The organism is Streptomyces sp. cmx-4-9, from assembly GCF_046548835.1.
In the GTDB taxonomy this organism is placed as follows: Bacteria; Actinomycetota; Actinomycetes; order Streptomycetales; family Streptomycetaceae; genus Streptomyces.
The window spans coordinates 553544-572921 of record NZ_JAEBEE010000001.1 but is presented as its reverse complement, the minus strand read 5'-3'; the positions used below and the strand labels follow the sequence as shown (position 1 = coordinate 572921).

The window sequence follows — 19378 nt, the reverse complement described above, 5'->3', positions numbered from 1 at the left end:
GTGGCTGTTCCGAAGCGGAAGATGTCGCGCAGCAACACGCGCCACCGCCGGTCGCAGTGGAAGGCTGCGGTCCCCACCCTGGTTTCGTGTGAGCGTTGCCAGGAGCCGAAGCTCCAGCACATTGCGTGCCCGAGCTGCGGCACCTACAACAAGCGCCAGGTCCTCGAGGTCTGAGCGGCTGGTGAGAGGCGCAATGTCTGAGCTGTCCAACGCTGAGAAGCAGGCAGACAGTAACAATGCGGCCTCGTCCCACACGCTTCTGGAAGGGCGGCTCGGGTATCGACTCGAGACCGCCCTTCTGGTGCGTGCACTGACCCACCGCTCGTACGCGTATGAGAACGGCGGTCTGCCCACCAACGAACGGCTGGAGTTCCTCGGGGACTCCGTGCTGGGACTGGTGGTCACGGACACGCTGTACACGACCCACCCGGACCTGCCCGAAGGCCAGCTGGCCAAACTGCGGGCCGCGGTGGTCAACTCACGCGCACTGGCGGAGGTCGGGCGCGGCCTCGAACTCGGCTCCTTCATCCGGCTCGGCCGGGGTGAAGAGGGCACGGGTGGCCGGGACAAGGCCTCCATCCTCGCCGACACCCTTGAAGCGGTGATCGGCGCGGTCTACCTCGACCAGGGCCTCGACGCGGCCTCGGAGCTGGTCCACCGGCTCTTTGACCCGCTCATCGAGAAGTCCTCGAACCTCGGGGCCGGCCTGGACTGGAAAACCAGCCTCCAGGAGCTCACGGCGGCCGAAGGTCTCGGCGTACCGGAATACCTGGTCACCGAGACCGGTCCGGACCACGAGAAGACCTTCACCGCTGCCGCTCGCGTCGGTGGTGTCTCGTACGGCACCGGCACCGGCCGCAGCAAGAAGGAAGCGGAACAGCAGGCTGCGGAGTCCGCCTGGCGCGGGATCCGCGCCGCGGCGGACGAGCGGATCGCGGCAGCCGCCGCTGCCGCCGCCGCTCCGGCAGAGGTCCCGGCTCCGGCCGGGGCGGAGGACGGCGGGGCGCCGACGCCCGTCGATCCGGCGCCGGAAGCCTGACCCTTCCTTCGGGACCCCTCCGCCCGCCCCTGTCACGACAGGGGCGGGCGGACCCGTTTCCGGGCTCGGGTACGCTCGCGACAGCCCGGGCTGCCGGCCCGCCGGGCCCCAGCCCGCCCGTCGTCCGTCCCGCGTCCGTCCGTCCCGCGTCCGTCCGTCCCGCGTCCGTCCGTCCGGAGGAACACCGTGCCCGAACTGCCCGAGGTGGAAGTCGTCCGGCGGGGGCTGGAGCGCTGGGTGGCCGGGCGGACCGTGGCGGAGGTCGAGGTACTGCACCCGCGGGCCGTGCGGCGGCACCCGGCGGGCGGAGCGGACTTCGCCGCGCGCCTCGGCGGACAGACGATCGGCGTACCGCGGCGGCGGGGCAAGTACCTGTGGCTGCCCCTGGAGGGCGGCGGGTTGTCCGTGCTCGGACACCTGGGGATGAGCGGGCAACTGCTGGTGCAGCCGCAGGACGCCCCCGACGAGAAGCACCTGAGGATCCGGGTCCGCTTCGACGACGGCGCCGGCACCGAGCTGCGCTTCGTCGACCAGCGCACCTTCGGCGGGCTCTCGCTCCACGAGGTGGCCGCCGACAGTGCGGAGGGGCTTCCCGACGTCATCGCGCACATCGCGCGGGACCCGCTGGACCCGCTGTTCGACGAGGGCGCCTACCACCTCGCGCTGCGCACCCGCCGGACCACGGTCAAGCGGGCCCTGCTGGACCAGTCCCTCATCAGCGGAGTCGGCAACATCTATGCCGACGAGGCCCTGTGGCGCGCGAGACTGCACTACGAGCGCCCCACCGCCACCCTGACGCGCCCCCGGAGCACGGAACTCCTCGGCCACGTCCGGGACGTCATGAACGCGGCCCTGGCCGTCGGCGGGACCAGCTTCGACAGCCTGTACGTCAACGTGAACGGGGAGTCGGGCTACTTCGACCGTTCGCTCGATGCCTACGGCCGGGAGGACGAGCCGTGCCGCCGCTGCGGTACGCCGATGCGGCGCCGGCCGTGGATGAACCGGTCGAGCTACTACTGCCCGCGCTGTCAGCGGCCGCCGCGCGCCGCATCGTAGGCCCGGCGGGAACCGAGCACCTGCGGCATGCTCCCCTCCAGGCAGTGGATGAGGGAGAGCAGCCGGTCCGCGACCTCGGCCCCCAGCGGGGTCAGCTCGTAGTCCACCCGGGGCGGGTTCGTCGGCTGCGCCTCACGGTGCACGATGCCGTCGCGTTCCAGCGCGTGCAGAGTCTGCGAGAGCATCTTCTCGCTGACCCCCTCCACCCGGCGCCGCAGCTCGTTGAAGCGGCACGGGCCCTCGCGCAGCGCGCCCACGGTCAGACTGCCCCAGCGGCCCGTGACGTGCTCCAGCGTCTCCCGGGAGGGGCAGGCGCGGGCGAACACGTCGAACGGCAGTTCCGCCTCGGCGGCTTCGGGGGCTCCGGTGCGGGGCGGGGTGGTCTCCATGTGACAAGCGTACTCCCCCGCAGCGCTAACTGCGGGGTTGCGCTTTCAAAAAGTTAGTGCTTCTCTTTCTCTCGTCGCACCGCGGCACCGCAGCACCGTCCCCGAGGGAGAACAGCCATGTCCGCAGCCCCGCACGCCCCCGTCGTCTCGATCGCCTACCACTCCGGGTACGGCCACACCGCCGTCATCGCCGAGGCCGTCCGGGCCGGGGCCGCCGACGCCGGCGCCACCGTGCACCTGGTCAAGGTCGACGAGATCGACGACGCCCAGTGGGAACTGCTCGACGCGTCCGACGCGATCGTCTTCGGCTCCCCGACCTACATGGGCACCGCTTCGGGCGCCTTCCACGTCTTCGCCGAGGCCAGCTCGAAGCGCTGGTTCGCCGACGCCTGGCTGGACAAGGTGGCCGCGGGCTTCACCAACTCGGCCTCCAAGAGCGGCGACAAGCTGCACACCCTGCAGTTCTTCCAGATCCTCGCCGCGCAGCACGGCATGAGCTGGGTCAACCTGGGCCTGAAGCCGGGCTGGAACGCCAGCACCGCGTCCGAGAACGACCTCAACCGCCTGGGCTTCTTCTCCGGCGCGGCCGCGCAGTCCAACTCGGACGAGGGCGCCGACGCCGTGCACAAGGCCGACATCGCGACCGCCGAGCACCTCGGGCGCCGCGTCACCGAGCAGACCCGCGTCGTCCTCGCGGGCCGGGCCGCACTGGCCGCGCTCGCGGCCTGACCCCGGCTGCCGGCGCCGCGACCGGTCACGGCGCCGGTGCGGCGACCGGACCGGTTCACCGGGTCACAGCACTAGAAGCCGAAGTCCTGCGTCCACCACGGGCCGCCGTCGGCGGCGTACAGGCCGACGCCCAGGGTGCGGAACTCGCAGTTGAGGATGTTCGCCTGATGGCCCGGGCTGTTCATCCAGGCCTTCATCACGGCTTCGGCGTCACCATGGCCGCGGGCGATGTTCTCGCCGCCGAGGCCCGACAGGCCGGCGGCGTCCGCGCGGTCCCACGGCGTCTTCCCGTCCGGGTCGGTGTGGTCGAAGAAGCCCCGTACGGCCATGTCCTTGCTGAAGGCGCCGGCCAGCGCGGCCAGCGGCGGGTTCGCCCGCACCGGACCGCATCCGGCCCGTGCGCGCTCCTGGTTGACCAGGGCGACCACGGCGGCCTCCGCCACCGCATGCCCGTCCGAGGGCGTCGACGGCGCCGGGGCGGCGGGCGCGGTGGAGGGCCTGACCGGCGCGGAGGGGGTGGGGGCCGGCGGCTTCGGAGCCGGGGCCCCGGTCTTCTCCGGAGCCGGATCCGGCGCCTTGCTCGAAGGGGCCGGCGCAGCCGCCGGGGGGTTGGCCGGTGCGGCGGGCGCCGTGGGCGTCGGTGCCGGCTCGGGCGCCTTGGCGGACGGGCTGGGAGAGGCCGACGGCCTGGGAGAGGCCGACGGCCTGGGAGAGGCCGACGGGCTGGGGGAGGCCGACGGGCTCGGGGAGGCGGGCGGGGCGACCGGCGCCGGGGACGAGGGCGACCGGCTGCCGGACGGGGTGAGGGACTGCCCGTCGGGGAGGCGACCGGACAGGTTGGGCAGGCCGCCCTGCCGCTGGGGGCTCGCGGAAGGCCTGGCCTTGGCCTCCGGGTCCGCGTCGCCGTCCGAACCGCTGACGCCGACGTAGGGGAAGGAGCCGCCGACCGGCACCATGCCGGTGGTCACGGCCGCCGCGCCGAGGGCCACGGCCACCGAGGCACCCAGCAGGCCGGTGCGCACGGCGGTACGGCGCCTGCCGTCGCGGTGCGGTGTGGCGGGGAGTCGGTGGCGTCCCATCGCTGGCGGCCCTCCTTGCAAGATCATCCCTTACTCACCCAAATGGGTGAGTTCATCGGTGCGCGACTGTACGGCATGGCACCCGGGGGCGATGTGACCCGAAAGTCCCCGCCCGGTTAGCGTTCACGCATGAGCGAAGAGGTCCGTCTGACCGCCTGGGTGCGCGGCCGTGTACAAGGAGTGGGCTTCCGCTGGTTCACCAGGGCGAACGCCCTGGAGATCGGCGGTGTCATCGGTTTCGCCCTCAACTTGGACGACGGGCGGGTACAGGTGGTGGCCGAAGGTCAACGTGAGAATTGCCACCGGCTCCTCGACTGGCTGCGCTCCGCCGACACGCCCGGGCGGGTGGACGGAGTGACAGAGATCTGGGGCACACCGCGCGGTGGCTACGACGGCTTCGCGATCAGGTGAGCGTTCGACTGATCATGCACTGATCACACTGTGGAGCCGTCCGCACCCGGTCGGAACTGCGCATTCTCCGTCGACGCGTTGCCACGGCGGGCGATCCGTGGAAGGCTCGGAAGCGAGGATGATCTCCACGCCCCCTGCGAGGGCCGGGTCGCCCGCCGATACGGGGCGTGATCGTGTTGACCGTCAAACTTTTTGGTGAGACGCTGGAAGCCCCGCGCACCTGAGCTGTTTGGCAGTGTTGGCAGTAGTAAGCGCAGTGACTGTCAGTTGCTGCCGGACATCCGCGGGTGCGATTCCCTCACGACCCACACCGCTTCGGTCGGTCACTCAGTGTGGAGGACCATCCATCATGGCAAAGGCGCTTCTCGGTTACGTCGGCGGTTCCGACCCGCGACTCCTCGCCGAGATGCGACGGCTTCAGCAGCGCGTCCAAGACCTTGAGTCCGAGCTCGTACGGATTCAGTCCGAAAACGACGCGCTGAACGCGGCCGCCGCTCAGCACGGAGACTCGCTGCTGGACAGCATCGATATCGACGTACCCCAGGCGGAGCCTGCGCTCACCTGACCCGCGCTCATTCGTCGCTCTCATCCAGCCCCGCATGATCTGCAAGGGACGCTTCGGCGTCCCTTCTTTCTTTCCCGCAGCACCGCCGCCCCGCCGCTTTCCCGGGTGAAACGGGCGGCGAAAGGTAGAGTCCGGCGGCGTGCACCTCAAGTCCCTGACCCTGCGCGGTTTCAAATCCTTTGCTTCCGCCACCACGCTCCGCTTCGAGCCCGGCATCACCTGCGTGGTGGGCCCGAACGGCTCCGGCAAGTCCAACGTCGTGGACGCCCTGTCCTGGGTCATGGGCGAACAGGGCGCCAAATCCCTGCGCGGCGGCAAGATGGAGGACGTCATCTTCGCGGGGACCACCGGGCGCCCGCCGCTCGGCCGCGCCGAGGTCTCGCTGACCATCGACAACTCCGACGGCGCCCTGCCGATCGACTACGCCGAAGTCACCATCACCCGGATCATGTTCCGCGGCGGCAGCAGCGAGTACCAGATCAACGGCGACACGTGCCGCCTGCTCGACATCCAGGACCTGCTGTCCGACTCCGGCATCGGCCGCGAGATGCACGTCATCGTCGGCCAGGGCCAGCTGGACTCCGTACTGCATGCCGACCCGATGGGCCGCCGCGCCTTCATCGAGGAGGCGGCCGGGGTGCTCAAGCACCGCAAGCGCAAGGAGAAGGCGCTGCGCAAGCTGGACGCGATGCAGGCCAACCTGGCCCGCGTCCAGGACCTCGGCGACGAGCTGCGCCGCCAGCTCAAGCCCCTGGGCCGGCAGGCGGCCGTGGCCCGCCGCGCCGCCGTCATCCAGGCCGACCTGCGCGACGCCCGGCTGCGGCTGCTCGCCGACGACCTGGTGGCACTGCGCGGCGCCCTCGCTGCGGAACTCGCGGACGAGGCGGCCCTCAAGGAGCGCAAGGAGGCCGCGGAGGCACAGCTCGCGGCGGCCCGGCGGCGCGAGGCTCAGCTGGAGGAGACCGTACGGGAGCTCGCGCCGCGGCTCGGTACGGCCCAGCAGATCTGGTACGCGCTCTCCCAGCTCGCCGAACGGGTCCGGGGGACCGCGTCCCTGGCGGACGCGCGGGTCAAGAGCGCCTCCGCCCCGGTGGAGGAGGAGCGGCGCGGCCGGGACCCCGAGGACCTGGAGAAGGAGGCCGCCCGGATCCGCGAGCAGGAGGCGGAGCTGACGGCTGCCCTGGAAGCCGCCTCGTACGCCCTGGAGGACACCTCGGCCCACCGGGCGGAGCTGGAGCGCGAACTGGCCGAGGAGGAGCGGCGGCTGCGGGACGCGGCGCGGGCCGTCGCCGACCGGCGCGAGGCCCTGGCCCGGCTGACGGGGCGGCTGGCGGCCGCCCGGTCCCGGGCGGCCGCCGCGCAGGCCGAGATCGACCGGCTGGTGGCGGCCCGGGACGACGCCGAGTCCCGGGCGGCGGCGGCCCGGGAGGAGTACGAGGCCCTCGCTGCCGAGGTCGGTGAGCTCGACGGCGACGCGGCGGAGGCGGTCGAGTACGAGGACGCCCGCGCGGCGCTGGCGCGGGCCGAGGAGGCGTCGGCCGCGGCCCGGGACGCGGTGACCGCCGCGGAGCGCTCCCGGGCCGCCGTGTCGGCCCGGCGCGATGCGCTCGCGCTCGGCCTGCGGCGCAAGGACGGCACCGGGGCGCTGCTCGCGGCGCGGGACCGGCTGGCGGGGCTGCTCGGCCCGGCGGCGGAGCGGCTGTCGGTCGCCACGGGGTACGAGGCCGCCGTGGCCGCGGCCCTGGGCGTGGCGGCGGACGCGCTGGCCGTGGCCTCACCGGAGGCGGCGGCCGCCGCCATCCGGCACCTGCGGGAGGCGGACGCGGGCCGCGCCGCGTTCCTGGTCGCCGGCCCGGGGACCGCGCCGGTACCGGGCCAGCCCGGAGACCCGGACCGGGCCCCGGCGCCGGCGGCTCCGGCCGTGGTGGCCCCGGCGCCAGCGGCTCCGGCCGCGGCGGCGGAGGCGGCGGGCGTCGGCGTCGTCGTGCAGGGGTGCGTACCGGCCGCCGGTCTGGTGCAGGGGGACCCCGGACTGCTGCGGGCCGTGGAGTGGGTGCTGCGCGACCACTTCGTGGTCGCCACCCTGGAGGAGGCCGAGGAGCTGGTCGCCCGGCGCCCCGGCGCGGTGGCCGTCACCGCCCTCGGCGACGTGCTCGGAGCACGGATCGCCCAGGGCGGCTCCGCCGGGGCGCCCAGCCTGATCGAGGTCCAGGCCGCCGTCGACGAGGCCGCGGGTGAACTGGCCCGGCTGGACGGGCAGTGCCGGGAGCTGGCCGGGGCCCTGGCAGCCGCGCAGCGCCACAGGCAGGATGCGGCGGCGCTGGTCGAGGAGCTCGGGGAACGCCGCCGGGCCGGTGAGCGGGCCCGGGCGGGGGCCGCGCAGCAGCTGGGGCGGCTCGCGGGCCAGGCCAAGGGCGCCGCGGGCGAGGCCGAGCGCAGCGTCACGGCCGCCGCCAAGGCCCAGGACGCGCTGGAGCAGGCGCTGATGGACGTGGAGGAGTGCGCGGAGCAGCTGGCCACGGCCGAGGAGAGCGACCCGGCGGGGGAGGGCGGGCAGGACCCGGACAGCTCCCGGCGCGACCGGCTCGCCGCCGACGGGGCCAACGCCCGGCAGACCGAGATGGAGGCCCGGCTGCAGCTGCGGACCCACGAGGAGCGGGTCAGGGCACTGGCCGGCCGGGCCGATGCGCTCGACCGCGCGGCCGCGGCGGAGCGCGAGGCCCGCACCCGGGCGGAACGCCGCCGCGCCCGGCGCCGGCACGAGGCCGAGGTGGCCGGCGCGGTGGCCGACGGCGCGCGGCAGCTGCTCGCGCACGTGGAGGTGTCGCTGGGCCGGGCCGACGAGGAGCGGGGCGCGGCCGAGCACGCCAAGGGGCGGTGGGAACGGGAGCTCGCCGAGGCCAGGAACCGCGGGCGGGAGCTGCTGGGCGCACTCGACAAGCTCACCGACTCCGTCCACCGCGGGGAGGTGCTGGGGGCCGAGAAGCGGCTGCGGATCGAGCAGCTGGAGTCCAGGGCGCTGGAGGAGTTCGGCATGGAGGCGGCCGGCCTGGTCGCCGAGTACGGCCCCGACCAGCCGGTGCCGCCGTCCCCGGCCGCCGAGGGCGAGGCCCTGCCGGAGGACCCGGAGCATCCGCGCAACCGGCCCGGCCCCTTCGACCGCGCCCGGCAGGAGAAGCGCCTCAAGGCAGCCGAACGCGCCTACCAGCAGCTCGGCAAGGTGAACCCGCTGGCGCTGGAGGAGTTCGCGGCCCTGGAGGAGCGCCACCGGTTCCTCAGCGAGCAGCTGGAGGACCTGCGCAAGACCCGCGCGGACCTCCTCCAGGTGGTGAAGGAGGTCGACGCACGCGTCGAGCAGGTCTTCACCGAGGCGTACCGGGACACGGCCAGGGAGTTCGAAGGGGTGTTCTCGCGGCTGTTCCCCGGCGGGGAGGGGCGGCTGGTCCTCACCGATCCCGACAACATGCTCGCCACCGGGGTGGACGTCGAGGCCCGCCCGCCCGGCAAGAAGGTCAAGCGGCTGTCCCTGCTGTCCGGCGGCGAGCGCTCGCTGACCGCGGTGGCCCTGCTGGTGTCCATCTTCAAGGCGCGCCCCAGTCCGTTCTACGTCATGGACGAGGTGGAGGCCGCGCTGGACGACACCAACCTGCAGCGGCTCATCCGGATCATGGAGGAGCTCCAGGAGAGCTCCCAGCTGATCGTGATCACCCATCAGAAGCGGACGATGGAGGTCGCCGATGCCCTGTACGGCGTCTCCATGCAGGGCGATGGAGTGTCCAAGGTGATCAGTCAGCGGCTCCGTTAGGGCTACTCGTCGTTCAAGGTGTGAATGATCGACACAACGAATCTCCCCGCGTACTGCGTTCATGGGGCAGAAACAGGTCCTTCACTCCCTATTGACTTCAAGAAGTGAAGCCATAAGCTCTCCTCTGTCGCCGCAGCCTTCAGGTGGTGGCGCACTGTTTGATGTGCGCCACTGGAGGCACACGTTCAGGCGACCACACGAGAGCCCACTTCCCCCACGCTGCCCGCCGTCGGCGCCGGGCCCAGGAGCGCACCTTGACCAGCACAGCGAACGCACCCGCGGCAGGCGGTGGAAACGCGTCCCAGCCCGAGCACCTGGGGCACGTCATCTTCATCACCGCCGCCGCGGCCATGGGCGGATTCCTCTTCGGATACGACAGCTCCGTCATCAACGGCGCCGTCGAGGCCATCCGCGACCGCTTCGACGTCGGCTCCGGAACCCTCGCCCAGGTGATCGCGGCCGCCCTGATCGGCTGCGCCTTCGGCGCCGCCACCGCCGGCCGCATCGCCGACCGCATCGGCCGGATCCGCTGCATGCAGATCGCCGCCGTCCTCTTCACCGCCAGCGCCATCGGCTCGGCCCTGCCGTTCGCGCTCTGGGACCTCGCGATGTGGCGCATCATCGGCGGCTTCGGCATCGGCATGGCCTCGGTGATCGGCCCCGCCTACATCGCCGAGGTCTCCCCGCCCGCCTACCGCGGCCGGCTCGCCTCCTTCCAGCAGGCCGCCATCGTCATCGGCATCGCGGTCTCCCAGCTGGTCAACTGGGGCATCCTCAACCTCGCCGACGGCGACCAGCGCGGCGAGATCGGCGGCCTGGAAGCCTGGCAGTGGATGCTCGGCGTCATGGTCGTCCCGGCCGTGCTCTACGGCCTGCTGTCCTTCGCGATCCCGGAGTCCCCGCGCTTCCTCGTCTCGGTCGGCCGCATGGACAAGGCCAAGACGGTCCTGCGCGAGGTCGAGGGCGAGGGCATCGACGCCGACGCCCGCGTCCGCGAGATCGACAACGCCATCCACTCGGAGCAGAAGTCGACCTTCAAGGACCTGCTCGGCGGCCGCATGGGCTTCCTGCCGATCGTCTGGGTCGGCATCGGCCTCTCCGTCTTCCAGCAGCTCGTCGGCATCAACGTGATCTTCTACTACAGCTCCTCGCTGTGGCAGTCCGTCGGCGTCGACCCGAGCTCCTCGTTCCTGTACTCCTTCGAGACCTCCGTCGTGAACATCATCGGCACGGTGATCGCGATGCTGCTCGTGGACCGGATCGGCCGCAAGCCGCTGGCCCTCATCGGCTCCGCCGGCATGACGATCTCCCTCGCCCTCGCCGCCTGGGCCTTCTCCTACCGGACGGGCAGCGGCGCGGATGTCTCCCTGCCGGAGACCCAGGGGCTCGTGGCCATCATCGCGGCCAACTGCTTCGTCCTCTTCTTCGCCCTGTCCTGGGGCGTGGTGGTCTGGGTGCTGCTCGGCGAGATGTTCCCGGGCCGGATCCGCGCCGCCGCCCTCGGCGTGGCGGCCGCCGCCCAGTGGATCGCCAACTGGGTCATCACCGTCAGCTTCCCGACGCTCTCGGACTGGAACCTCTCCGGTGCGTACGTCATCTACGCAGTCTTCGCCATGCTCTCGATCCCCTTCATCCTCAAGTGGGTGCCGGAGACCAAGGGCAAGGCGCTGGAGGAGATGGGGTAACCATCCCCGCCGCCACCCCTCTCCTCGATACTGCCCCGGCTCAGTCCTTGAGCCGGGGCAGTACCCGTTCGCACAGCAGGTGCAGGCTCCGCCAGCCCTCGTCCACCGGCATGCCCCCGCACAGCGGGTGCAGGACCAGGTTCCCGGCCTCGCCCGCGCCCCGGGCGTAGGCGAGCGCCTCGTCCGGAGTGAGGATCCGGTAGACGCCCTCCTCGCGGAGCTCCGCCACCGAGCGCGCCCCCGACCGCACCGCGCTGCGGATGTCCCGGGACTGCCAGGACGCGTACGTGCCCGCCTCGTGCAGGAAGTGCTCGCCGTACTGCGCCCACGTCCGGTCCGGGTCCTCCGCGATGTGCAGCAGCGGGGTCTGCGCCGCGGGCATCATGCAGAAGCCCTCCGTGCCGTACTCGGCCAACTTCGCCCGGTAGTACGCCTCCAGCTCGGGGAGGTGGGCGCTGGGGAAGAACGGCAGCCCCAGCCGGGCAGCGCGCCGGGCCGCCGCCTCGGAGCTGCCGCCGACCAGCAGCAGCGGGTGCGGCCGGGTGAAGGGGCGCGGGGTCACCCGTACGGTGCGGCCCCGGAACGCGAAGGGCTCCCCGGTCCACGCCTGCAGCAGGGTCTCCAGCAGCTCGTCCTGGAGGCGGCCGCGCCGGGCCCACTCCACGCCCTGCTGCGCGTACTCCTCGGGCCGGTAGCCGATGCCCGCGACCGTGACCAGCCGACCGCCGCTCAGCAGGTCCAGGACCGCGATCTCCTCGGCCGCCCTCAGCGGGTCGTACAGCGGGCCGATGATCGCCGAGACGGTGACCGCGATGCGGCGGGTGGCGCCGAAGACCGCGCCCGCGAAGGCGAACGGCGAGGGCAGCCAGTTGTTGGCGGTGCCGTGGTGCTCCTCGGTCTGGACGGTGTCGATCCCGCGGTCGTCGGCGTACCGGGCCATTTCCAGGGCCGCCCTGTAGCGGGCGGAGAGGGACTCCGGGGTGCCGTTCGGGTCGACGAGATTGAACCGGGCCACGGTGATGGGCATGGAGAAGTCCCCCTTCGCCGGATGGGGTGGGCGGGCGAAGGGGGACGTTAGCTGACGCAGCGTCAGTTGGACAGGGATTCCGTCGGCCGGGGCTCCGCCGTGCGCGGCAGCGCCGCGTACAGCACGCCCGAGGTGACGATCCCCGCGACCCAGCCGAGGCCGTTGTGCCCGATCCAGGTGTCCGAGAGCGGGCCGCTGAACCAGTCCACCGAGGTGAACAGCAGCCCCACCACCAGGGCGAGGGCCCAGGCGGTCATCGCCTGCCAGGCGAAGCCGCCCCGGTACCAGTAGGCGCTGGTCCGCGTGGTGTCCAGCAGGGCCGTGCCGTCGTAGGTCCTGCGGCGCAGCATGTCCACGCCGAAGACCCCGATCCACGCGGAGAAGGCCACGGCCAGCAGGGTCAGGAAGGAGATGAACGAGCCGAAGAAGCTGGTCGCCACCACCATCAGCAGGAAGCCGAAGACCAGGCTGATGACGGCGTTGACGCTGACCGCCCAGGCCCGGGGGACCTTGATGCCGAGGGTCTGCGCGGTGAAACCGGCCGAGTACATGGACATCGAGTTGATCAGCAGCATGCCGACGACGGCGATGAGCAGGTACGGCACCGCGATCCAGGTCGGCAGCAGCTCGCCGATGAAGGAGACCGGGTCCTGGGCGGTCGCCAGGTCCGGGGTGCCGACGGCCATGACCGCGCCCATCAGCACCATCGGCAGGACCACGACTCCCGCGCCGCCGACCGTCGCGGCGACCACGCCCCGGGAGGAGGCGGTGCGCGGCAGGTAGCGGGTGAAGTCGGGGCCGGAGGGCACCCAGCTGATACCGCCGGCCGCGATCGTGCCGATGCCCGCGACCATCATCGCCGTGGAGCCGGCCGGCTTGCCGAAGACGGCGGACCAGTCGGTGGTGGCCGCCAGGTAGCCGAGGACGAGCACGCTGAACGCGCCGAAGAGGTAGGTGGACCAGGTGGAGCAGACGCGCAGCGCCTTGATGCCCAGGCCCGAGACCACGAAGGTGCAGCCCACGAAGAACAGCAGGGTGACGACGATCAGGGCGGTGCTGCGCCTGATGCCGAAGAGCAGGTCGAGGACGGTCAGCACGGCATAGGCGCCGCTGACCGCGTTGATCGTCTCCCAGCCCCAGCGGGCCACCCAGATCAGCGCCCCCGGGAAGAGGTTGCCGCGCTGCCCGAACACGGCCCGCGACAGGGCCATGCCGGGCGCGCCGCCGCGCTTGCCGGCCAGCGAGATCACCCCGACGATCCCGTACGAGACCACGGGCGCCGCGACCGCGACGACCAGCACCTGCCAGATGTTCAGCTTGTTGAAGATCACCAGCCCGGCGCCCATGGTCAGCAGCAGCACGCTGATGTTGGCGGCGACCCAGGTGGGGACGAGCTCGCGGACCCGGCCCCGGCGCTCCCCGTCCGGTACGGGCTCCAGGCCCCGGGTCTCGACGGCGCTCCCGGCCGGACCCCCGGCGGGACTCCGGGAGGCGTTCTCGGCGGGACCCTCGGCGGGACCGTCGGCGGGGGCCGCTATGACGCCGGCGGCAGGCTCGGCAGGCATGGGTACTCCGTGGGGGAGGAGGTGGGGAGTCGCCCATCATCATAGATGTGCTGTTAAAACGGCCCATAGGGGCTTCAGTCCTGGTGGGAACCTCCAAGGTCCCGGCTTCCGCGCCCCGGTGGCCGATACTGGGGAGGTTATGGAAATCCTCATCCTTGCTGTAGTCATCGCCCTGGTCGCGGTCGGCGCGATCAGCGGGCTCGTGGTCAGCAGCCGCAAGAAGAAGCAGCTGCCGCCCCCGGCACCGTCGAGCACGCCGACCATCACTGCCCCGCCCGCCGAACCCCAGGTGGGGGAGGACGCCGCACCGACGGCCGAAGAGCCGCGCCGCACCATCGAGGAGGTCACCCTCCCCGATGCGGCGGCGGCCACCGACTCACCGGTCGCCGTCGAGGACCCGGTCGCCCCGGCCGCGCCCGCGATCGAGGTGCCCGAGCCCACCGCCGGCCGCCTGATCCGGCTGCGCGCCCGCCTCGCCCGGTCGCAGAACTCCCTCGGCAAGGGGCTGCTCACGCTGCTCTCCCGCGAGCACCTCGACGAGGACACCTGGGAGGAGATCGAGGAGACCCTCCTCATCGCCGACGTCGGTGTCGTCCCGACGCAGGAACTGGTCGACCGGCTCCGCGAGCGGGTCAAGGTGCTCGGCACCCGCACCCCCGCGGACCTGCGTGCGCTGCTGAAGGAGGAACTGCTGACCCTGGTCGGCACCGACTTCGACCGCGCCGTGAAGACCGAGAGCGGCGTCGACACCCCCGCCGTCGTGATGGTCGTCGGCGTGAACGGCACCGGCAAGACCACCACCACCGGAAAGCTGGCCCGGGTGCTCGTCGCCGACGGCCGCAGCGTGGTGCTCGGCGCAGCCGACACCTTCCGCGCCGCCGCCGCCGACCAGCTCCAGACCTGGGGGGAGCGCGTCGGCGCCCGCACCGTGCGCGGCCCCGAGGGCGGCGACCCCGCCTCGATCGCCTACGACGCGGTCAAGGAGGGCATCGCCGAGGGCGCCGACGTGGTGCTCATCGACACCGCGGGACGCCTGCACACCAAGACCGGCCTGATGGACGAGCTCGGCAAGGTCAAGCGCGTCGTGGAGAAGCACGGTCCGCTGGACGAGATCCTGCTGGTCCTCGACGCCACCACCGGCCAGAACGGACTGACGCAGGCCCGCGTCTTCGCCGAGGTGGTGGACATCACCGGCATCGTGCTGACCAAGCTCGACGGCACCGCCAAGGGCGGCATCGTCGTCGCCGTCCAGCGCGAGCTGGGCGTCCCGGTCAAGCTGATCGGTCTGGGCGAGGGCCCCGACGACCTGGCCCCCTTCGAGCCGGAGGCGTTCGTGGACGCCCTGATCGGCGACTGAACCGGCGACTGAACCGGCGAGTGAAGCACGGCCCCCGGGCGTACGTACGGCCCGCTCCCCCCGGCCGGGGGGAGCGGGCCGTACGCGTACCGGGCACGATCCGGCGGGACGCTCAGTGGCGGAAGCGGTGGCAGAGGTAGGCCAGGGTGCCCAGCAGCAGCCGGGCCTCGGGCGGGCCGCCGGCGCAGTCCAGGCCCGGGGGGCGCAGCCAGCGGACGGGGCCGCGGCCGGCCCGGTCGGAGGGCGGGGCGGTGACGAAGGCCCCCAGCCCCAGGGCCCGCAGGTCGAGGTCGGCGTCGTCCCAGCCCATCCGGTACAGCAGGTGTGGCAGCCCGGCCGCCGCACCGGGGGCCACGAAGAACTGGGCCCGGCCGTCGGGGGTCCCGGTGACCGGGCCCAGCGGCAGCCCCATCCGCTCCAGCCGGACGAGCGCGCGCCGTCCGACCTCCTCGGAGACCTCGATGACGTCGAAGGAGTGGCCCGCCGGCAGCAGGACCGCGGCGCCCGGGTAGCCGCCCCAGGCCTCGGTCACCTCGTCCAGGGTGGCGCCGGCCTTGACCGTGGGGGCGAAGGCCAGCGGGTGCGCCCCCGGCGCGGTACACCCCGGGTCCCCGCAGGAGCAGTCGCGGCCGGGTCCCGCGGCCCGGGCGCCCGGCACCACGTCCCAGCCCCACAGTCCGGTGTACTCCGCCACCGCCGTGCACTCCGAGGTCCGCCCGCGGCGCCGGACGCCGGAACGGAACTCCCTGGTGCCGCGGCTGCCGCCGATCGTGAAGCCCATGCCCATGCCCCCTCCAACGGGTCGGACGTGCCGGTGGTTACGACGCCGGCCGGACCTGCTGCCGGAGCGTGCCTGCGGGGCGTCCCCCGAGGGCCGCCCGGCGCACTCCTCGCCGCGCGCGCCCCGGGTGCACTCCAGTCCAACCGGTCCGTTCTCGCCTCGTGTCAAGTGAATCGCGCCTGGCCGGTGGCGAGTTCATTCAAAGGGGTGGCGAATGGTGGCGTTTGTGGAATCGACCTCGCCGTGGGGGTGATCGTAGGATTACTTTCGGTTGCACGAGCCCCGAAGGCGGACCCGAGCGTGGGTATGCCGGAGGCAATGAGTGAAGGACTTGTGAAGGTCCGTGGCGGCACCCGCCGTCCCCGCCAGGGTTCCGTGTGAAGAGGCTGAGCGGATGGGGGCGTTCCAGTGAGCGGCAGCGGCGCAAGCGGAACGGGTGAGGAGTCAGCCGACCGGAACGAGTCGCTGACCTCGTGGTTCGTGCGCAGCGGTTGGTCCAAGGGCGAACTCGCCCGCCAGGTCAACCGCCGGGCCCGCCAGATGGGCGCCCACCACATCAGCACCGACACCTCCCGGGTACGCCGCTGGCTGGACGGCGAGCAGCCGCGCGAGCCCGTCCCGCGGATCCTCTCCGAGCTGTTCTCCGAGCGCTTCGGCTCCGTCGTCGCCATCGAGCAGCTCGGGCTGCGCACCGCCCACCAGACCCCCTCCGTCTCGGGCGTCGACCTGCCCTGGGCCGGCCCGCAGACCGTGGAACTGCTCGGCGAGTTCTCCCGCAGCGACCTGATGCTGGCCCGCCGCGGCTTCCTCGGGACCTCGCTCGCCCTCTCCGCCGGCCCCGCCCTCATCGAGCCCATGCAGCGCTGGCTCGTCCCCGTCCCGGCCGCCGACCCGGGACCGCGGGAGGCGGGGCCGGCGGGCGCCCTCGGCGGCCACCGCCCGCCCAGGCTCTCCGAACCGGAACTCGACCTCCTCGATGCCACCACCGTGATGTTCCGCCAGTGGGACGCCCAATGCGGCGGCGGACTGCGCCGCAAAGCGGTCGTGGGCCAGCTGCACGAGGTCACCGACCTGCTCCAGGAGAGCCACCCCGCGCCGGTCATGAAGCGGCTGTTCAAGGTCGCCGCGGAACTCGCCGAACTGGCCGGCTGGATGAGCTACGACATCGGGCTGCACCCCACCGCGCAGAAGTACTTCGTCCTCGCCCTGCACGCCGCGAAGGAGGCCGGGGACAAGCCGCTCGGCTCGTACATCCTCTCCGGCATGAGCCGCCAGATGATCCACCTCGGCCGCCCCGAGGACGCCCTGGAACTCGTGCACCTCGCCCAGTACGGCAGCCGCGACTGCGCCGGCCCCCGCACCCAGGCCATGCTGTATGCGATGGAGGCCCGCGCGTACGCCAACATGGGGCAGCCCAGCCGCTGCAAGAGGGCCGTGCGGATGGCCGAGGACACCTTCGGCGACGTCGCCTTCGGAGGAGAGCCCGAACCCGACTGGATCCGCTTCTTCTCCGAGGCCGAGCTGAACGGGGAGAACTCGCACTCGTACCGCGACCTGGCCTACGTGGCGGGCCGCAGCCCCATGTACGCCTCCCTCGCCGAACCCGTCATGGAACGGGCCGTCCAGCTCTTCGAGAAGGACGAGGAGCACCAGCGCTCCTACGCCCTCAACCTGATCGGCATGGCCACCGTCCACCTGCTCCAACGCGAGCCCGAGCAGGCCGCCGTCCTCGTCGACCGCGCCCTCGACGTGGCGGGAAAGGTGCGCTCCGAACGGGTGAACACCCGGCTGCGCAAGACCGTGGACTCCGCCGCCCGTGAGTACGGCGGCGTCGCCGAGGTGGTCCGGCTCACCGACCACCTCGCCTCGCGGCTCCCCGAAGCCGCGGCGGCCGTCTGACGACCCGGGCGGCCGCCCCCTCAGGCCCCGGCCGCGGCAGTCACCCCGTGAAGCCCGATCAGGCTCCCCCAGCCAGGACGTCCGGGTACTGCCGCGGCCGGCTCTCCCCCCGCCGCCCGTTCATGGACGCGTAACACGCACGACCTCTTCGTCATCGGCACGAAACACCCAGCGGCGCCGCCGGAAACCGGCCTGCGCGAATCTCGGGGTCACTAACCGGCCAGCTCCCCCGCCCGGCCGGACACCCCGTACCGCCGCTCAGGTTTTCACGATCGCCCGCACGCGAACGTACCGACGACGAGGAGACGCCGATGGCATCAGCCATCACGACCCTCGCAGCAGACGCCCCGACGCTGTCTGCCGCGAACACCGGGTTCATGCTCATCTGCTCCGCCCTGGTCATGCTGATGACCCCGGGACTCGCCTTCTTCTACGGAGGCATGGTCCGCGTCAAGAGCAGCCTCAACATGCTGATGATGAGCTTCATCAGCCTCGGGATCGTCACGATCCTGTGGGTCCTCTACGGCTTCAGCCTCGCCTTCGGCACCGACTCCGGCTCCCTCATCGGCTGGAACTCCGACTACGTCGGCCTCAGCGGCATCGGGATCACCGAGCTCTGGGACGGCTACACCATCCCGGTCTACGTCTTCGCCGTCTTCCAGCTGATGTTCGCCGTCATCACCCCCGCCCTGATCAGCGGTGCGCTGGCCGACCGCGTCAAGTTCGGCTCCTGGGCCTTGTTCACCGCCCTGTGGGTGACCGTCGTCTACTTCCCCGTCGCCCACTGGGTCTGGGGCGCCGGCGGCTGGCTCTTCGAGCTCGGCGTCATCGACTTCGCCGGCGGCACCGCCGTCCACATCAACGCGGGCGCCGCCGCCCTCGGCGTGATCCTCGTCATCGGCAAGCGCGTCGGCTTCAAGAAGGACCCGATGCGCCCGCACAGCCTCCCCCTGGTGATGCTCGGCGCCGGCCTGCTCTGGTTCGGCTGGTTCGGCTTCAACGCGGGCTCCTGGCTCGGCAACGACGACGGCGTCGGCGCGGTCATGTTCGTCAACACCCAGGTGGCCACCGCCGCCGCCATGCTGGCCTGGCTCGGCTACGAGAAGCTGCGCCACGGCTCCTTCACCACCCTCGGCGCCGCCTCCGGCGCCGTCGCGGGCCTCGTCGCCATCACCCCCGCGGGCGGAGCCGTCAGCCCGCTCGGCGCGATCGCCGTCGGCGCCATCGCCGGCGTGCTCTGCGCCATGGCGGTGGGCCTGAAGTACAGGTTCGGCTTCGACGACTCCCTCGACGTGGTCGGCGTGCACCTCGTCGGCGGTGTCGCGGGCTCCCTGCTCGTCGGGCTCTTCGCCACCGGCGGAGTCCAGTCCGACGTGGCCGGCCTCTTCTACGGCGGCGGCCTGGAACAGCTCGGCAAGCAGGCCGTCGGCGTCTTCGCGGTCCTCGCCTACTCTCTCGTGGTGTCCGCGGTCCTCGCCTTCCTCCTCGACAAGACGATCGGGATGCGGGTCACCGAGGACGTCGAGGTCGCCGGCATCGACCAGGCCGAGCACGCCGAGACCGCCTACGACTTCAGCGGAGCCGGCGGCGGCACCGCCCCGCGCAGCACCGCCGCCCCCGCCCCCGCCGCGAGCAAGAAGGTTGACGCATGAAGCTGATCACCGCGATCGTCAAGCCGCACAAACTGGACGAGATCAAGGAGGCCCTCCAGGCCTTCGGGGTCCAGGGGCTGACCGTCTCCGAGGCCAGCGGCTACGGCCGCCAGCGCGGCCACACCGAGGTCTACCGCGGCGCCGAGTACCAGGTGGACCTCGTACCGAAGATCCGCATCGAGGTGCTCGTCGACGACAGCGAGGCCGAGGAACTGATCGAGCTCATCGTGCGCGTCGCCAGCACCGGCAAGATCGGCGACGGCAAGGTGTGGAGCGTCCCCGTGGACTCGGTGGTCCGGGTCCGCACAGGCGAGCGCGGCGCTGACGCGCTCTAGGTGA

Annotated in this window: 17 protein-coding genes; 12 read left to right on the top strand and 5 right to left on the bottom strand. The window is 72.4% G+C overall.

The genetic code is table 11. The annotated features are described in order from the left end of the window. The 3 genes from rpmF (at position 1) to mutM (ending at position 2095) form a co-directional block, all read left to right on the top strand. Positions 1-174 (top strand): 50S ribosomal protein L32, encoded by a 174-nt coding sequence (rpmF, locus tag ACLJTM_RS02740; RefSeq protein ID WP_003965982.1) that lies wholly within the window; start codon positions 1-3, stop codon positions 172-174. A 19-nt stretch (positions 175-193) separates the two neighbouring features. After that, positions 194-1039 (top strand): ribonuclease III, encoded by an 846-nt coding sequence (rnc, locus tag ACLJTM_RS02735; protein ID WP_411101699.1) that lies wholly within the window; start codon positions 194-196, stop codon positions 1037-1039. Positions 1040-1225: 186 nt separating this feature from the next. Next, the gene (gene mutM, locus ACLJTM_RS02730) at positions 1226-2095 is read left to right on the top strand and encodes a bifunctional DNA-formamidopyrimidine glycosylase/DNA-(apurinic or apyrimidinic site) lyase (protein WP_411101698.1); all 870 of its coding nucleotides are present in this window, start codon (positions 1226-1228) and stop codon (positions 2093-2095) included. Here the strand turns inward: mutM and ACLJTM_RS02725 are convergent. Next, complete coding sequence (locus tag ACLJTM_RS02725; protein ID WP_411101697.1) at positions 2068-2484, bottom strand: winged helix-turn-helix transcriptional regulator; 417 nt, start codon at positions 2482-2484, stop codon at positions 2068-2070. The two genes, mutM and ACLJTM_RS02725, sit on opposite strands and share 28 nt — an antisense overlap. Positions 2485-2601: 117 nt before the next feature. Between ACLJTM_RS02725 and ACLJTM_RS02720 the strand changes: the two genes are divergently transcribed. Then, entirely contained in the window at positions 2602-3213 is a 612-nt protein-coding gene (locus tag ACLJTM_RS02720; RefSeq protein ID WP_411101696.1) for a flavodoxin family protein, read from the top strand. A 71-nt stretch (positions 3214-3284) separates the two neighbouring features. On the opposite strand, the gene ACLJTM_RS02715 is transcribed toward ACLJTM_RS02720, so the two are convergent. Continuing rightward, a complete protein-coding gene (locus ACLJTM_RS02715; protein WP_411101695.1) occupies positions 3285-4292 on the bottom strand; it encodes a CAP domain-containing protein in 1008 nt (335 codons plus the stop codon). Positions 4293-4421: 129 nt separating this feature from the next. Between ACLJTM_RS02715 and ACLJTM_RS02710 the strand changes: the two genes are divergently transcribed. From ACLJTM_RS02710 to ACLJTM_RS02695, 4 genes are all read left to right on the top strand, one after another. Beyond that, positions 4422-4703: an acylphosphatase gene (locus ACLJTM_RS02710; protein WP_411101694.1), complete on the top strand. Its 282-nt coding sequence runs from the start codon at positions 4422-4424 to the stop codon at positions 4701-4703. Between the two features lie 349 nt (positions 4704-5052). After that, positions 5053-5268: a hypothetical protein gene (locus tag ACLJTM_RS02705; protein ID WP_031144198.1), complete on the top strand. Its 216-nt coding sequence runs from the start codon at positions 5053-5055 to the stop codon at positions 5266-5268. Positions 5269-5407: 139 nt separating this feature from the next. Further along, positions 5408-9073 carry an AAA family ATPase gene (locus ACLJTM_RS02700; protein ID WP_411101693.1) on the top strand — a complete coding sequence of 1222 codons (3666 nt, stop codon included), beginning with the start codon at positions 5408-5410 and terminating at the stop codon, positions 9071-9073. A 254-nt stretch (positions 9074-9327) separates the two neighbouring features. Next, entirely contained in the window at positions 9328-10758 is a 1431-nt protein-coding gene (locus ACLJTM_RS02695; RefSeq protein WP_411101692.1) for a sugar porter family MFS transporter, read from the top strand. Positions 10759-10798: 40 nt separating this feature from the next. On the opposite strand, the gene ACLJTM_RS02690 is transcribed toward ACLJTM_RS02695, so the two are convergent. Further along, positions 10799-11785, bottom strand: a complete 987-nt coding sequence (locus ACLJTM_RS02690) for an LLM class flavin-dependent oxidoreductase (RefSeq protein WP_411101691.1) — start codon at positions 11783-11785, stop codon at positions 10799-10801. 62 nt (positions 11786-11847) lie between these two features. Continuing rightward, on the bottom strand, positions 11848-13350 hold the full coding sequence (locus tag ACLJTM_RS02685; protein ID WP_411101690.1) for a cytosine permease: 1503 nt from the start codon (positions 13348-13350) through the stop codon (positions 11848-11850). Positions 13351-13489: 139 nt separating this feature from the next. Here ACLJTM_RS02685 and ftsY point away from each other — a divergent pair, with 139 nt between their 5' ends. Beyond that, on the top strand, positions 13490-14707 hold the full coding sequence (ftsY, locus tag ACLJTM_RS02680; protein ID WP_411101689.1) for a signal recognition particle-docking protein FtsY: 1218 nt from the start codon (positions 13490-13492) through the stop codon (positions 14705-14707). 112 nt (positions 14708-14819) lie between these two features. Here the strand turns inward: ftsY and ACLJTM_RS02675 are convergent, their stop codons facing one another. Further along, positions 14820-15488, bottom strand: coding sequence for a bifunctional DNA primase/polymerase (locus ACLJTM_RS02675; protein WP_411102258.1), 669 nt, complete (start codon positions 15486-15488; stop codon positions 14820-14822). A gap of 408 nt (positions 15489-15896) precedes the next feature. On the opposite strand from ACLJTM_RS02675, the gene ACLJTM_RS02670 reads away from it, so the two are divergent. The 3 genes from ACLJTM_RS02670 to ACLJTM_RS02660 all read left to right on the top strand — a co-directional run bounded on the left by ACLJTM_RS02670 (position 15897) and on the right by ACLJTM_RS02660 (position 19374). Beyond that, positions 15897-17387, top strand: a complete 1491-nt coding sequence (locus tag ACLJTM_RS02670; protein ID WP_411101688.1) for a hypothetical protein — start codon at positions 15897-15899, stop codon at positions 17385-17387. Positions 17388-17698: 311 nt separating this feature from the next. Then, a complete protein-coding gene (locus ACLJTM_RS02665) occupies positions 17699-19039 on the top strand; it encodes an ammonium transporter (protein WP_411101687.1) in 1341 nt (446 codons plus the stop codon). Beyond that, on the top strand, positions 19036-19374 hold the full coding sequence (locus ACLJTM_RS02660) for a P-II family nitrogen regulator (protein WP_411101686.1): 339 nt from the start codon (positions 19036-19038) through the stop codon (positions 19372-19374). The genes ACLJTM_RS02665 and ACLJTM_RS02660 overlap by 4 nt, the downstream gene beginning before the upstream one ends. Positions 19375-19378 lie beyond the last annotated feature (4 nt).